Source organism: Mycobacterium decipiens, assembly GCF_963853665.1.
In the GTDB taxonomy this organism is placed as follows: domain Bacteria; phylum Actinomycetota; class Actinomycetes; order Mycobacteriales; family Mycobacteriaceae; genus Mycobacterium; species Mycobacterium decipiens.
Genome location: NZ_OY970459.1, coordinates 547,101 through 561,529, shown reverse-complemented (window position 1 = coordinate 561,529; position 14,429 = coordinate 547,101). Strand labels below are relative to the sequence as shown.

General features: G+C 67.7%; 12 protein-coding genes. 4 read left to right on the top strand and 8 right to left on the bottom strand.

Annotated elements, in window-relative coordinates; genetic code table 11:
• Window positions 1–14 precede the first annotated feature (14 nt).
• The gene (locus AADZ55_RS02540; RefSeq protein WP_085327154.1) at window positions 15–917 is read right to left on the bottom strand and encodes an FAD binding domain-containing protein; all 903 of its coding nucleotides are present in this window, start codon (window positions 915–917) and stop codon (window positions 15–17) included.
• A gap of 64 nt (window positions 918–981) precedes the next feature.
• Complete coding sequence (locus AADZ55_RS02535) at window positions 982–2,151, bottom strand: XdhC family protein (RefSeq protein WP_207569160.1); 1,170 nt, start codon at window positions 2,149–2,151, stop codon at window positions 982–984.
• A 35-nt stretch (window positions 2,152–2,186) separates the two neighbouring features.
• On the opposite strand from AADZ55_RS02535, the gene AADZ55_RS02530 reads away from it, so the two are divergent.
• Both AADZ55_RS02530 and secE2 read left to right on the top strand, forming a co-directional pair.
• Window positions 2,187–3,152 (top strand): LysR family transcriptional regulator, encoded by a 966-nt coding sequence (locus AADZ55_RS02530; RefSeq protein ID WP_085327155.1) that lies wholly within the window; start codon window positions 2,187–2,189, stop codon window positions 3,150–3,152.
• A 21-nt stretch (window positions 3,153–3,173) separates the two neighbouring features.
• Complete coding sequence (secE2, locus tag AADZ55_RS02525) at window positions 3,174–3,389, top strand: calcium dodecin (protein WP_085327156.1); 216 nt, start codon at window positions 3,174–3,176, stop codon at window positions 3,387–3,389.
• Window positions 3,390–3,397: 8 nt separating this feature from the next.
• On the opposite strand, the gene AADZ55_RS02520 is transcribed toward secE2, so the two are convergent.
• The 6 genes from AADZ55_RS02520 to clpB all read right to left on the bottom strand — a co-directional run bounded on the left by AADZ55_RS02520 (window position 3,398) and on the right by clpB (window position 9,756).
• Window positions 3,398–4,045 carry a TrmH family RNA methyltransferase gene (locus tag AADZ55_RS02520; protein ID WP_119185080.1) on the bottom strand — a complete coding sequence of 216 codons (648 nt, stop codon included), beginning with the start codon at window positions 4,043–4,045 and terminating at the stop codon, window positions 3,398–3,400.
• Window positions 4,042–4,935, bottom strand: coding sequence for a hypothetical protein (locus AADZ55_RS02515; protein ID WP_085327157.1), 894 nt, complete (start codon window positions 4,933–4,935; stop codon window positions 4,042–4,044). Before AADZ55_RS02515 ends, AADZ55_RS02520 begins: the two co-directional genes overlap by 4 nt.
• A gap of 10 nt (window positions 4,936–4,945) precedes the next feature.
• Entirely contained in the window at window positions 4,946–5,479 is a 534-nt protein-coding gene (pyrE, locus tag AADZ55_RS02510) for an orotate phosphoribosyltransferase (RefSeq protein WP_423202346.1), read from the bottom strand.
• Window positions 5,472–6,278 (bottom strand): SDR family NAD(P)-dependent oxidoreductase, encoded by an 807-nt coding sequence (locus AADZ55_RS02505; RefSeq protein WP_085327159.1) that lies wholly within the window; start codon window positions 6,276–6,278, stop codon window positions 5,472–5,474. Before AADZ55_RS02505 ends, pyrE begins: the two co-directional genes overlap by 8 nt.
• Before the next feature lie 8 nt (window positions 6,279–6,286).
• Entirely contained in the window at window positions 6,287–7,141 is an 855-nt protein-coding gene (gene ttfA / locus AADZ55_RS02500) for a trehalose monomycolate transport factor TtfA (protein ID WP_085327160.1), read from the bottom strand.
• A gap of 68 nt (window positions 7,142–7,209) precedes the next feature.
• A complete protein-coding gene (gene clpB, locus AADZ55_RS02495; RefSeq protein ID WP_085327161.1) occupies window positions 7,210–9,756 on the bottom strand; it encodes an ATP-dependent chaperone ClpB in 2,547 nt (848 codons plus the stop codon).
• 132 nt (window positions 9,757–9,888) lie between these two features.
• Between clpB and AADZ55_RS02490 the strand changes: the two genes are divergently transcribed.
• Both AADZ55_RS02490 and AADZ55_RS02485 read left to right on the top strand, forming a co-directional pair.
• Window positions 9,889–11,049 carry an FAD-binding oxidoreductase gene (locus AADZ55_RS02490; protein WP_085327162.1) on the top strand — a complete coding sequence of 387 codons (1,161 nt, stop codon included), beginning with the start codon at window positions 9,889–9,891 and terminating at the stop codon, window positions 11,047–11,049.
• Window positions 11,050–11,151: 102 nt separating this feature from the next.
• Window positions 11,152–14,409, top strand: a complete 3,258-nt coding sequence (locus AADZ55_RS02485) for a helix-turn-helix transcriptional regulator (RefSeq protein ID WP_085327163.1) — start codon at window positions 11,152–11,154, stop codon at window positions 14,407–14,409.
• Window positions 14,410–14,429 lie beyond the last annotated feature (20 nt).

Here is a 14,429-nt window from a genome sequence, read left to right as displayed (position 1 = left end):
GGTTAATTCCCTTCTCAGGCCCGGGGGGCGTGTGAGACACCGAGCACGCGCTCGGCGGCGGTGCGCAGCGTGCGCACGGTCAGTTCGGCGGCCAGGTGCCTCTTGTACTCGACGGTGCCGCGGACGTCGGTCACCGGATCGCAGGCTTGCCCGGCGCGGCGGCCCGCCTCGGCGAAAACCTCCTCGGTGGCGGGCTGGCCGACCAGGGCGGCGGACAGCTCAGCCAGCGCGGCCGGGTCGGGATTCACCGCGGTCAGGCCCACCCGCGCGGCGGCAATGGTGTTGCCATCGAGGGTGACCGCCGCACCGGCAGCCGTGACCGCCCAGTCACCGACCCGCCGTTCTACTTTGGCGTACGCGCTGGAGGTGTTGTGCCGCAGCGGGATTCGGACCTCAATCAGGACCTCATTGTGAGCAAGCGCGGTCTCGTACGGCCCGGCCAGGAAGGCGTCCATCGCTATCTCACGTTCACCGGAGGGCCCCTTCGCCAGGCATACCGCATCCAGCACCGTGCACACGGTCGACAGGTCCTCGGCCGGATCCGCCTGGCATAGCGAACCGCCGAGGGTGCCGCGATTGCGGACCACCGGGTCGGCAATCACCCGCTCGGCATCGCGGAAGATCGGGCACACCGCTGCCAGCGCATCGGATTCGAGAATCTCGCGATGGCGGGTCATCGCACCCATCCGAACCAGGTTGGGATTGTTGACCCCGCCAACCACGATGTACCCAAGTTCGGGCGCTAGGTCGTTGATGTCGACGAGGTACTCGGGGTTGGCGATACGCAGTTTCATCATCGGCAGCAGGCTGTGCCCGCCGGCGACCACCCGCGCCCCCTCACCCAACCGGTCCAGGAGTCCGATGGCGTGGTCGACGCTGGTGGCACGTTCGTATTCGAAGGGCCCAGGTACTTGCATGTGACCACCTCACCAGGATCACTAGGGAAGGAAATCCCAGTGTCGGTCGCCCGCGAAACGGGCGTCAATATCGAGTTAAGGGATCCCTGAACTCGCCGTCTACCTGCGCGTCATGGTGGATCCGTCCGGCCACGTCGGCCAGTGGGCGTCCCCCACCACCCCAGCGCCGGGCGATGATGTCGGCGGCGATCGAGACCGCGGTCTCCTCGGGGGTCCGGGCACCGAGGTCCAGGCCGATCGGACTGGACAACCGGTTCAGCTCGGCGTCGGTCAGGCCCGCCGCGCGTAGCCGGTCCATCCGGTCATCATGCGTTTTGCGCGATCCCATCGCCCCCACATATCCCACCCGGGGTAGGCGCAGCGCCACCTCAAGGACCGGGACATCGAACTTCGGATCGTGGGTGAGCACGCAGATCACCGTGCGCTCGTCGACCGCACCCGCCGCCGCCTGCGCGGCCAGGTAGCGGTTGGGCCAATCGACGACCACCTCGTCGGCCGTCGGGAACCGTACCGGCGTGGCGAACACCGCGCGGGCGTCGCAGACGGTGACGCGGTAGCCGAGGAACGAGCCCTGCTGCGCCAGCGCGGCGGCGAAGTCGATGGCACCGAACACCAGCATCCGCGGGCGCGGCGCGTAACTGGACACGAAGACCTCCATGCCCGCGCCGCGACGCTGCCCATCGGGCCCATATTCGAGGATCTCGCTGCGGCCCACCGCGAGCAAACCCCGCGCGTCGTCGACGACGGCGGAGTCGGCACGTGCCGAACCGGTCGATCCCCGCACCGGTCGGCTCGGGTCGGGCCGGACCACGAGCCGGCGGCCGACCCGCTGCTCGTCCGGATGGGCGATGACGGTCGCGATCGCGACCGGGCGCTGGGCGCCGATGTCGTCAGCGACCTCGCCAAGTTCGGGAAACGTGGCCCGCGACATGGACTCGACGAAAATGTCGATGATGCCGCCACAGGTTAGGCCCACGGCGAACGCATCGTCGTCGCTTACGCCATAGCGTTGCAGCCGCGGTATCCCGCTTTGGGCCACCTCGGTCGCCAGCTCGTACACCGCCCCCTCCACGCAACCACCCGACACCGACCCACTCACCGAGCCGTCGGGGGCCACCACCATCGCCGCCCCTGGCGGCCGGGGAGCCGACCGCAGCGTTCGGACAACCGTCGCAACCCCTGCGGTGTCATCGACACGCCAGATAGACATCAGCTCGGCAAGCACTTCACGCACCCTTCCAAGTTAGGCCCAGACGTAGGCTGAGACACATGACTCCGGCTCAACTTCGGGCCTATTCGGCGGTGGTGCGTTTGGGTTCGGTCCGGGCGGCCGCCGCAGAACTGGGTGTTTCCGACGCGGGCGTGTCGATGCATGTCGCAGCGCTACGCAAGGAGCTCGACGACCCGTTGTTCACCAGGACCGGTGCCGGGCTGGCGTTCACGCCCGGTGGGCTGCGGCTGGCCAGCCGCGCGGTCGAAATCCTAGGCCTGCAGCAGCAAACCGCAATCGAGGTCACCGAGGCCGCGCACGGACGCCGGTTGCTGCGCATCGCCGCGTCATCCACCTTCGCCGAACACGCCGCGCCGGGCCTGATCGAGCTCTTCTCGTCTCGCGCCGACGACCTCTCCGTCGAGTTGAGCGTGCATCCGACTAGCCGGTTCCACGAACTGATCTGCTCGCGCGCCGTCGACATCGCGATCGGCCCTGCAAGTGAGAGTGCGACCGGTTCCGACGGCTCGATCTTCATGCGGCCCTTTCTGAAGTATCAGATCATTACCGTCGTCGCACCGAACAGCCCAATGGCCGTGGGCATTCCGACGCACGCGCTGTTGCGCCACCAACAGTGGATGCTGGGTCCGTCGGCCGGCAGCGTAGACGGCGAGATCGCAACCATGTTGCGCGGCATGGCAATTCCGGAGTCGCAACAGCGAATCTTCCAGAGCGACGCCGCGGCACTGGAGGAGGTCATGCGCGTCGGCGGTGCCACGCTGACCATCGGCTTCGCGGTCGCCAAGGATCTTGCCGCCGGACGGTTGGTGCACGTGACCGGCCCCGGGTTGGATCAGGCCGGCGAGTGGTGCGCGGCGACACTCGCGCCGTCGGCCCGCCAACCCGCCGTCTCCGAGCTCGTTCGCTTCATCACCACCCCGAGGTGCATCCAGGCCATGATCCGGGGCAGCGGGGTCGGAGTGACGAGGTTCCGCCCGAAGGTCCACGTCACGCTCTGGAGTTAGCTAGCTATACGCTTTACCCCCATGAGCGTGTACAAGGTGATCGACATCATCGGGACCAGCCCCACGTCCTGGGAGCAGGCCGCCGCGGAGGCGGTACAGCGGGCGCGGGAAAGCGTCGACGACATCCGGGTCGCTCGAGTCATCGAGCAGGACATGTCCGTGGACGCCGCGGGCAAGATCACCTACCGCATCAAACTCGAGGTCTCGTTCAAGATGAGGCCGGCGCAACCGCGCTAGCCCCGGCTTCACCAGGCGCAGCCCAGGTCCGCGTGCTGGCTGATCCAGGCATGCATCGCGATTCCGGCGGCGACGCCGGCGTTGATGCTGCGCGTCGAGCCGAACTGGGCGATAGACACCGTGATCGCCGCGCCCGCCCGGGTGTCCGCGGTGATGCCCGGACCTTCCTGACCGAACACCAGCAGACATTGGCGCGGCAACGCCGTCTGCTCCAGCCGCGCGGCTCCCGGGACGTTGTCCACCGCAACCACGGTCAAACCAGCGCCCACCGCGAACTCCAGTAGCCCGGCGGTGCTGTCGTGATGACGCAACCGTTGGTAGCGGTCGGTCACCATGGCGCCGCGACGGTTCCAGCGTCGACGCCCGACGATGTGCACGGTGTCCACCGCAAACGCGTTCGCGGTGCGCACCACGGAGCCGATATTGGCGTCGTGTCCGAAGTTTTCGATTGCGACATGCAGCGGATGCCGGCGCCGATCTATGTCGGCGATGATCGCCTCCCGAGTCCAGTACCGGTAGGCGTCGACCACGTTGCGAGTGTCCCCGTCGCGCAACAAGGTTGGGTCATACCGCGGGTCGTCTGGCGAGTCCCCCACCCAGGGCCCGACGCCGCTGGCGGGTGCCCCCCATTCGGTAGGTCCGACGAGCTCGCTCACCGAGCGGTCCACACCGCGGCATGCGTTCCGACGATCGCCACCGTCGCGTACAGCAGCGCCTCGTTGATTTCCCCCTCGGTACACAGCGACGCGTTGACGTGCACCGCGTCCCGCGACGCATCGGGCAGGATCAGCACCGATGACCCATACGCCGCGCAGGCCGGGCTCGGCCCGCGGCCCGGAACGCTCGGCGTGGCAAGCAACATCAACGGTCCACCGCGGGCGGTGGAGTCGTCGCTATAGCGGGCCGCGACGGCGTCGGCGTCCAGCCCCAGCAGCATGTAGCCGTTGCCGGTGAACGCCGCCGGGTCGCCCAGCGCAGCCTTGGTCAACGGCGTACCGTCGGCCCGCCACGCCGACACACTGGTGGTCGTGACCGCCAAGCCGGTGTCGTTTTGGTTCGTCGGCAGCATCCCGACCGGAAACGCCGCAGGATAGGCCGCCGCGGTATCCGCGATCCGATCACGGGGCGAGTAGGTGTACACGCCACGGACCGCGCTTCGGTCCTTCAGCGGACCCAGGCAGACCGTGCCGGTGAGCCGGTCGGGCGGCGCCGATAGCGGCGAATTGATGTCCTGCACGCGCGCCACCGCGTCGTCGCAGCTGCCGAGACCGACCGACTCCAGCGGGTGTGCCAGCGCGCCGTACAGGCCATAGCGGATGTCCTCGGGTTTGGCGTGCGGTGTGTGCGGGTCGGTCGGGGCCGCGTCAACGTCGATCAACACGTAGTCGTTCGACCACCGCAGATTCGATACCGCCATGTTCCAGCCCAGCACCCCCAGCGATTCGCCGAACCGGGCGCGCTGGGCACCATAGACGCCGCTGGTATGGCTGGCACCCGAGCACCCGACCAAAGATGCGACTACCGCCAATGCAACCAGAACACGCACTGCAGGCGGCCTAGCCCAGCCCCAGATCGGCGAGACCCAACACGCTGCGGTACGGCACACCCACCGCTTCGATGGCTTCGGCGGCTCCGGTGGCGCGGTCGACTACCGTGGCCACACCGACAACCTCACCGCCAGCGTCCTGGACGGCACGCACCGCGGTGAGCGCCGAGTTCCCCGTGGTACTGGTGTCCTCGACCACCAGCACCCGCTGCCCGGAGACCTCGGCGCCCTCGATAAGTCGTTGCATGCCATGGGTTTTCGCTGACTTCCGGACCACGAACGCGTCGATCGGACGGCCCGGGGCGTGCATGATGGCGGTCGCGACCGGATCGGCACCCATGGTCAGGCCGCCGACCAACGCGTAGTCCCAGTCTTCGGTAAGTGCCCGCATCAGCCGGCCGATCAGCGCGGCGGCCCGGTGGTGCAAGGTGGCACGGCGCAGGTCGACGTAGTAGTCGGCCTCCTTGCCCGACGACAACGTGACGCGGCCGCGCACTACCGATAGCCGGCGCACCAACTCGGCCAACTCGTCCCGCTCAGTCATCGCCACCGCCTATGCGTCCAGTGGCCGCCCGGATCAGCCTGCGCGGCGAGAGCCGTCCGGTGGCTGCCCGGAACAGTCCACGCGGCGCCAGCCGTCCGGTGGCGGCCAAGCACTTGTACCTAATGCTCGGAATACTGATCACCTTGCCACGGGCGATATCGGCGAGGCTTTCGCGAACCACATCGTCAACCTCGAGCCACGCAAACGACGGCACGTCGGCCACGTCCACCCCCGCCCGGCCGTGAAATTCGGTGCGTACATAGCCCGGACACACCGCGTGCACTCCGACGCCGGTGCCCCGCAATCCGTCGGCCAGGCCCTCGGTGAACGAGATCACCCACGCCTTGGACGCTGGGTAGGTCGACCCCCTTCCGGGCAGCAGACCAACGACGCTGGCAACGTTGACGACGGTGCCGGCACCCGATTCGAGCATGGCCGGCAGCGCCGCCCGGGTCAGCTGCATCACCGCGGTCACGTTGACGTCGTGCTGCGCCTGCAGCACGGCCGGGTCCGACGTCCAGAATTCGCCGGACACCCCGAAGCCGGCATTGTTCACCAGGACCCGCACCCCGGCAACGAGCCGTTCGGCGACCCTTTCACGGTCGGCCGCATCGGCCAGATCCGCGGGCAGCATCTCGACGTTGCCGGCCTCGGACTCTAGCTCACCCGCCAGTCGCTTCAACCGTTCGACATCGCGGGCAACCAAAACCAGGTCGTAACCGTCGCGCGCGTAGCGCCGCGCGTAACCGGCGCCGATCCCGGACGTGGGCCCAGTGATGAGGGCAACGGGGCGTGGCATTCGCGCGATCAGTGGTGGTAGTTCGTGGCCTGCTGGCCGTTGCGGCCCGCTGACGGCGGACGCCGAACGCCTTCGGAACGACCGTCATCGCGGCGGATCGGCTCAGCCGCACGACGAGCCGGATCGGGCAGCACCCCGGCGGCCGGATCCGGCTGGGCGCGCCTGGGCGGCAATTCCGCGCGGCCAGCCGGGGCCAATGGGCGGCCCGGTTCCGCGCTGCCCGGTCCCGGCCCCGTTTCCTGGGGGGTTTCTTGCGGCAGTGGCGGCAACACGCGCAGCAGGTCGTTGAATTGGCGGACGGTGCGCAACCCCTCGTCCCACTGGGCGCGAGTGCTGGCGATCGGCATGCTGACCAGCGTCCAGTTCTGCTCGTTCCACATGGTCTCGGCACAGTCGGGTGCGGTGTGCGCGAAGGTGACCATGCGCCGATCGCAGGCGCGCCGGGCCGCGTCCAGATTCGTGGAGTACACCATCCGCGGCCCGATCGCGCCCAGCAACCAAATGTCGCTCTCCCGTGGCTCTTTCAGGCCCTTGAGCCGCAGGTCGACCACGACGTTGGTGCCCACCTTGCGGTGCAGCGCGATCACCGTGGCGACTTCCTCCAGATCGAAGATGTACACCGCCTCGCCGCGGATCTGACCCAGCACCACGTTGTGGGCGGCGACATCGCCAACCGTCGACATCACGCCGCGCGTCCAGCGCTTCAATATCTCGGTTGATTCGCGTTCGTAGTCGAACCCGTGTGATCGCGCCCACGATTTGCGGCGTCGGCTACGCCCGCGACGTCGATCGACGTCGACGTACAGCAACACCACCGCACCGACGAAGCACAGCGCGGAGAGCGTGAACCAAAGCGGTACCATCCCGACTAGCCTATCTGCTGTTGGCGCCGAACCAAGAATCCGACCAGGTCACAACCCAATCACGGGGGTCAGCCCAGAATCAGGGATTCCCCGTCCGGGCTAACGTTAACCGGCACGGTGTCGCCGTCATGCACGTCGCCGGCAAGCAGCATCTTGGCCAACTGATCGCCGATTGCCTGCTGTAGCAGCCGGCGCAACGGCCGGGCACCGTACACCGGGTCGAAACCACGGTGGGCCAGCCAGCGCTTGGCGGGTAGCGACACCTCCAACTGCAGCCGTCGCTGGGCGAGCCGCTTGCCCAGCTGCGCGAGCTGGATGTCCACGATCTGCACCAATTCTTCGGGGTTGAGCCCCTCGAAGATCAGCACGTCGTCCAGCCGGTTGATGAACTCCGGCTTGAACGTTGCCCGAACCGCCGCCATGACCTGCTCCTCGGTACCGCCCGACCCCAGGTTGGAGGTCAGGATGAGGATGGTGTTGCGGAAGTCGACCGTGCGGCCCTGACCATCGGTGAGCCGGCCCTCGTCGAGCACCTGCAGCAGCACGTCGAACACGTCCGGGTGCGCCTTTTCCACCTCGTCGAACAGCACCACGGTGTAGGGCCGGCGGCGCACCGCCTCGGTCAGCTGGCCGCCCTGGTCGTAGCCGATGTAGCCGGGGGGCGCACCAACCAACCGGGCCACCGAGTGCTTCTCGCTGTACTCGCTCATGTCGATACGGACCATGGCCCGCTCGTCGTCGAACAAGAAGTCGGCCAGCGCTTTGGCCAGCTCGGTCTTGCCGACACCGGTGGGCCCGAGGAACAGGAACGATCCGGTCGGCCGGTTGGGGTCGGCGACCCCGGCACGGCTACGCCGCACCGCATCGGAAACGGAAGTGACGGCGTTGCGTTGCCCGACCACCCGCTTGGCCAGCTCGTCCTCCATCCGCAGCAGCTTGGCGGTCTCGCCTTCCAGCAGCCGCCCGGCCGGGATCCCGGTCCATGCCGATACCACGTCGGCAATGTCGTCGGGTCCGACCTCCTCCTTGAGCATCACCTGCTCGCGGGCCTGCGCCTGCGGCAGGGCGGCCTCGAGTTTCTTCTCGATCTCGGGTATCCGTCCGTAGCGCAGCTCGGCGGCCTTGGCCAGGTCGCCGTCGCGCTCGGCCCGCTCGGATTCGCCGCGCAGGGTTTCCAGTTGCTCCTTGAAGTCGCGGACGATCTCGATCGCGTTCTTTTCGTTCTGCCAGCGGGTCGTGAGTTCGGCCAGTTTCTCCTTCTGGTCGGCCAGTTCGGCGCGTAGCTTCTCCAGCCGTTCCGCCGACGCCTCGTCTTCCTCTTTGGCCAGCGCCATCTCTTCGATCTCCAGCCGGCGCACCAACCGCTCCACCTCGTCGATCTCCACTGGGCGCGAGTCGATTTCCATCCGCAGCCGACTCGCCGCTTCGTCGACCAGGTCGATGGCCTTGTCCGGTAGGAAGCGGGCGGTGATGTACCGGTCGGACAGCGCGGCGGCGGCCACCAAGGCCGAGTCGGTGATGCGCACGCCGTGGTGCACCTCGTAGCGGTCCTTGAGCCCGCGCAGGATGCCGATGGTGTCCTCCACCGACGGTTCGCCGACGAACACCTGCTGGAAACGCCGTTCCAGCGCGGCGTCCTTCTCGACGTGCTTGCGGTACTCGTCGAGCGTGGTCGCGCCGACCAGCCGCAGCTCCCCACGAGCCAGCATCGGCTTGATCATGTTGCCGGCGTCCATCGCGCCCTCGCCGGTCGCACCGGCACCGACGATGGTGTGCAGCTCGTCGATGAAGGTGATGATCTGGCCGGCCGAATTCTTGATGTCGTCGAGCACGGCCTTGAGCCGTTCCTCGAACTCGCCGCGGTACTTAGAGCCGGCGACCATCGAGCCGAGGTCAAGTGCGACGATTGTCTTGTCCCGCAGGCTTTCCGGGACGTCGCCGGCGACGATGCGCTGGGCCAGTCCCTCAACGATCGCGGTCTTGCCGACGCCGGGTTCGCCGATGAGCACCGGATTGTTCTTAGTGCGACGGGAGAGTACCTGCACGACGCGCCGAATCTCGTTGTCCCGCCCGATAACCGGGTCCAGTTTGCCGTCCCGGGCCCGGGCGGTCAGGTCGGTCGAGTACTTCTCCAGTGCCTGGTAGGTGGCCTCGGGATCGGCGCTGGTGACCCGGGCACTGCCGCGCACCTTGACGAACGCCTCGCGTAACGCCTGTGGCGAGGCGCCATGTCCGCTCAGCAGCTTGGCGACGTCGGAGTCGCCGGTGGCCAGGCCCACCATCAGGTGCTCGGTGGAGACGTATTCGTCGTCCATCTCGGTGGCCAGCTGCTGTGCCGTGGTGATCGCGGCCAGCGATTCGCGCGACAGCTGCGGCTGCGTGCTGGCGCCACTGGCCTGGGGCAGCCGGTCCAGCAGGCGCTGCCCTTCGGCACGGATGGTGGCGGGTTCGACACCGACGGCCGCAAGCAGCGGTGCAGCGATCCCGTCGTTCTGCGTGAGCAACGCCATCAGCACATGAGCGGGCCTGATCTCGGGGTTCCCGGCGGCCGAGGCCGCCTGTAGCGCCGACGTCAGAGCCGCCTGCGTCTTGGTCGTCGGGTTGAATGAGTCCACGACACCTCCGTTCGGTACGTCTGAAAATGCTTGTCGCGTTGTTCAACGCCGTCAATGTTGAGTCTGTTCCGCTCAAGTCTAGCTCTCGGCGCACCGCGTGTCGGGAGCAGGGCGAGCTTAGAATCGAGGTCCGTGGGCATCGAGGACCGGGATGCATTGCGGGTGTTGCGTGACGCCTTCAAAACCGACGACCCGGAACTGGTCCGCCGCTTCTACACCCGCTGGTTTGCCCTCGACGCCACCGCACGCGACCTGTTTCCCCCCGACATGGCCGCCCAGCGAACCGCCTTCGCGCACGCGCTGCACTGGGTGTACGGCGAGCTGATCGCCCAGCGCGCCGAAGCGCCGGTAGCCTTTCTCGCCCAGCTCGGCCGCGACCACCGCAAGTACGGTGTGCGGCCACCCCAGTACGACACGTTGCGCCGCGCGCTTTATGCCGCCCTGCGCGATCATCTGGACGCCACCTGGACCGACGCCGTCGACGAAGCCGCCGATCAGTCGCTCAACCTGATCATCGGGGTGATGAGCGGCGCTGCGGACGCCGACGACGCGCCGGCCTGGTGGGACGGCACGGTAGTCGAGCACCATCGGGCGTCGCGCGATCTTGCCGTCGTTCGGCTGCGGCTGGACCTCCCGGTGCACTATCACCCGGGCCAGTACGTCAACGTGCAGGTTCCGCAATGCCCGCGCCGCTGGCGGTATCTGAGCCCCGCAATTCCGGCCGACCCGGACGGGCGGATCGAGTTCCACGTCCGTGTGGTGCCAGGCGGCCTGGTCAGCAACGCCATTGTTGGCGAAACCCGGCCCGGTGACCGGTGGCGATTGTCCGGCCCGCACGGCGCCTTTCGGGTGGACCGCGACGGCGGCGACGTGCTGATGGTGGCCGGCAGCACCGGCCTGGCACCGCTGCGGGCACTGATCATCGACCTCAGCCGCTTCGCCGAGAATCCACGCGTGCACCTCTTCTTCGGCGCACGCTACCGGTGCGAGCTCTACGACCTACCCACGCTTTGGCAGGTTGCGGCGCATAATCCGTGGCTGTCGGTCTCGCCGGTGTCGGAGTACAACAGCGACCCGTCCTGGGCCGCCGAGTATCCGGACGTGTCTGTGCCGCGCGGGCTGCACGTGCGCCAGACCGGCCGGCTGCCCGAGGTCGTCACCAAGTACGGCAACTGGGGCGACCGGCAGATTCTGATCTGCGGCGGGCCGGCCATGGTCCAGGCGACCAAGGCCGCCCTGATCGCGAAAGGCGCCCCACCAGAACACATTCAGCACGACCCGCTGTCGCGCTAACCGTGCGGAGCATGGGCGTCTAGTGGTGTCGGCACGAAACACGGATCTCCTTTGCTACGCGGTCACCGCTGGCTAGCATGATTGCGACTGAGCGGAGGTCCGATGAGCGAGTTGCTGCCACAGGGCACAGTAACGTTGCTGTTGGCCGACGTTGAGGGATCGACCTGGCTATGGGACGCCCATCCCGAAGATATGGGTGCTGCGGTGGCACGCCTCGACGAGGCTGTGTCCGATGCGATTGCCGCCCATGACGGAGTGCGCCCGGTCGAGCAGGGCGAAGGAGACAGCTTCGTCCTCGCGTTTGCCTGCGCGTCGGACGCGGTGGCCGCCGCGTTGGATTTGCAGCGCGCGCCGCTCGCCCCGATCCGGTTGCGCATCGGCGTGCACACCGGGGAGGTGCGGCTACGCGACGAGGGCAGCTATGCCGGTCCGACGATCAACCGGGCCGCGCGCCTGCGCGATCTGGCGCACGGGGGCCAGACGCTGCTGTCGGGTACCACCGAGAGCCTGGTCGTCGACCGGCTTCCCGATCAAGGGTGGCTGACCGATCTGGGGATGCACCAGCTGCGGAATCTGCCGCGCCCGGAGCGAGTGGTACAGCTATCTCACCCCGACCTGCGTATCGATTTCCCGCCGCTGCGGGTCGCCAACGTAGGTGTGACCCATGGGCTTCCAGTGCACCTGACGCGTTTCGTGGGGCGCGGCGCACAGATCAGTGAAGTGCACCGGTTGGTGATCCAAAACCGGTTGGTGACCCTGACCGGAGCCGGCGGTGTGGGCAAGACACGGCTGGCGGTGCAGATCGCGACGCAGATTGCCGGTGAGTTCGGTGGCGCGTGGTTCGTGGATCTGGCGCCGATCACCGACCCCGATCTGGTACCGGTCGAGGTCGCGGCCGCACTGGGCCTGCACGACCAGCCGGGCCGCTCCACGATGGACGCCATCCTGCGTTTCCTGGGCGGGCGTCAAGCCTTGGTGGTGTTGGACAACTGCGAGCATCTGATCGACGCGACCGCGATGTTGGCGGTGGCGCTGGTGGAAGCGTGTCCGGCGGTGAGTTTGCTAGCAACCAGTCGTGAGCCGCTCCGGGTCGAGGGTGAGGTGAGCTACCGGGTACCGTCGCTGTCCCTCGGTGACGAAGCCGTCGAGATGTTTAGCTCCCGGGCTCAGCGAGTCCGGCCGGATTTTCGCCTCACCGACGACAACTTCGCCGCGGTGACCGAGATCTGCGAACGTCTTGACGGTTTGCCGTTGGCGATCGAACTGGCGGCTGCGCGGGTGCGGTCGTTGACGCTCGACGAGATCGTCGATGGCTTGCGTGACCGGTTCGCGCTGTTAACCGGTGGCGCGCGCACCGCCGCGCACCGCCAGCAAACGCTATGGGCCTCGGTGGATTGGTCGCACATGCTATTGACCGAACCGGAACGTACCTTGTTCCGCCGGCTTGCGGTGTTTGTGGGGTGCTTCTTCGTCGATGGTGCACAGGCGGTTGCCAGCAGCGGTGACGTCCGGCGCTATCAGGTCCTCGACGAGATCACCCTGCTGGTCGACAAGTCCCTGGTGATGGCCGACGAAAGCAGTGGTCGAACGTGCTATCGGCTATGCGAGACGATGCGCCAGTACGCGTTGGAAAAGCTCCACGAGGCCGGCGAGGTCGACGCCGTGTGGGCACGGCACCGCGACTACTACACGGCGCTGGCGGCCAGGGTCGACAACCCGGGCCACGCCGACTATGCGCAATGCCTCGACCAGGCCGAAACCGAGATCGACAACCTGCGCGCGGCGTTTGTCTGGAGCCGCGAAAACTTCGACACCGAAGGCGCCCTGGCGTTGGCGTCCTCCCTGTTGCGGGTATGGATGACGCGCGGCCGCATCCAGGAAGGGCGGACCTGGTTCGACAGCATTCTCACCGATGAGAGTGCGCGCCATCTCGAAGTGGCGGCCACCGTGCGCGCCCGGGCGCTGGCCGACAAGGCCCTGCTCGACATCTTCGTCGACGCCGCCGCGGGCATGAATCAGGCCCAGCAAGCCCTGTTGATCGCGCGGGAGGTCGACGACCCGGCGCTGTTGTCGCGGGCCCTGACCGCCTGCGGCTTGATCGCGGTTGCGGTGGCCCGCGCCGATACGGCCGCGCCATATTTCGCCGAGGCGATCGAACTGGCCCGCGCCGTAGACGATCGGTGGCGACTGGCTCAGATCCTCACCTTCCAGGCGGTCGATGCGATTGTGGCGGGCTACCCGATCGCGGCGCGCGAGGCCGCCCAAGAGGGACGCGAGCTGGCCAGCGCGATTGGCGACCAATCCAATGCGCTTTGGTGCCGCTGGTGCCTGGGCTTCGCCCAGCTGATGCGGGGTGAACTCGTGGCAGCTGCCGCACAGTTCGGCGAGGCGGCCGACGAGGCCGCGGCGGCTCAGGAAGTACTGCACAAGGCGAACCGTCTTCAGGGCCTGGCCTTCGCCCTTGCCTACCGAGGTGAAGTGACGGCGGCTCGGGCGGCGGCCAACGCCGCCCTGGAGGCCGCCGAACTGGGCGGGTACTTCGCGGGTATGGGCTACTCGGCGTTGACCACGGCCGCGCTGGCCGCCGGCGACGTGGAAACGGCCCAACGGGCCAGCGAGGCGGCCTGGCAGAACTTGAGTTTGGCCATGCCCCAGCCGGCAGCGGCGCAGCGGGCGTTCAATGCCCAGGCTGCGCTGGCCGGCGGCGACCTTGTCGCAGCGCGTCGCTGGTGTAACGACGCCGTGCAGTCAATGAGCGGCCGGCACTTGGCCTTGGCACTCACCACGCGCGCCAGAATCGCGGTCGCCGAGGGCAAGCGAGAAGAAGCCGAACGCTACGCCCACAAGGCACTCGCCTGTATGGCCGACAGCGGCGCGCACGTGGATCTCCCAGACGTGCTCGAATGCCTCGCCGGGCTGGCCTGGGATGCCAGCACCTACCGGGTGGCGGCACGACTCTTCGGCGCCGCAGAGGCTATTCGAAACAGAACCGGCTTGGTGCGCTTCGCGATTTACCAAGCGGGATACGAGGAATCGGTCGCGACACTGCGAAATTCGATGGGAGAAAACGACTTCAATAGTGCATGGGCCGAGGGGGCGGCGTTGTCGATCGAGGAGACGATCGCCTATGCCCAGCGCGGCCACTCCTGGCGCAAACGGCCGGCCACGGGTTGGGAGTCGCTCACACCGACCGAGCTTGAGGTCGTACGGCTGGTTCGCGAGGGACTGGCCAATAAGGACATCGCGACGCGGCTTTTCGTCTCACCGCGGACCGTGCAAACGCACCTGACGCACGTCTACAACAAGCTCGGCTTCAGCTCCCGTCTCCAACTCGCACAAGCGGCTGCCGGTCGCGCCTGACCGGCGGGGCATGTTCAAAG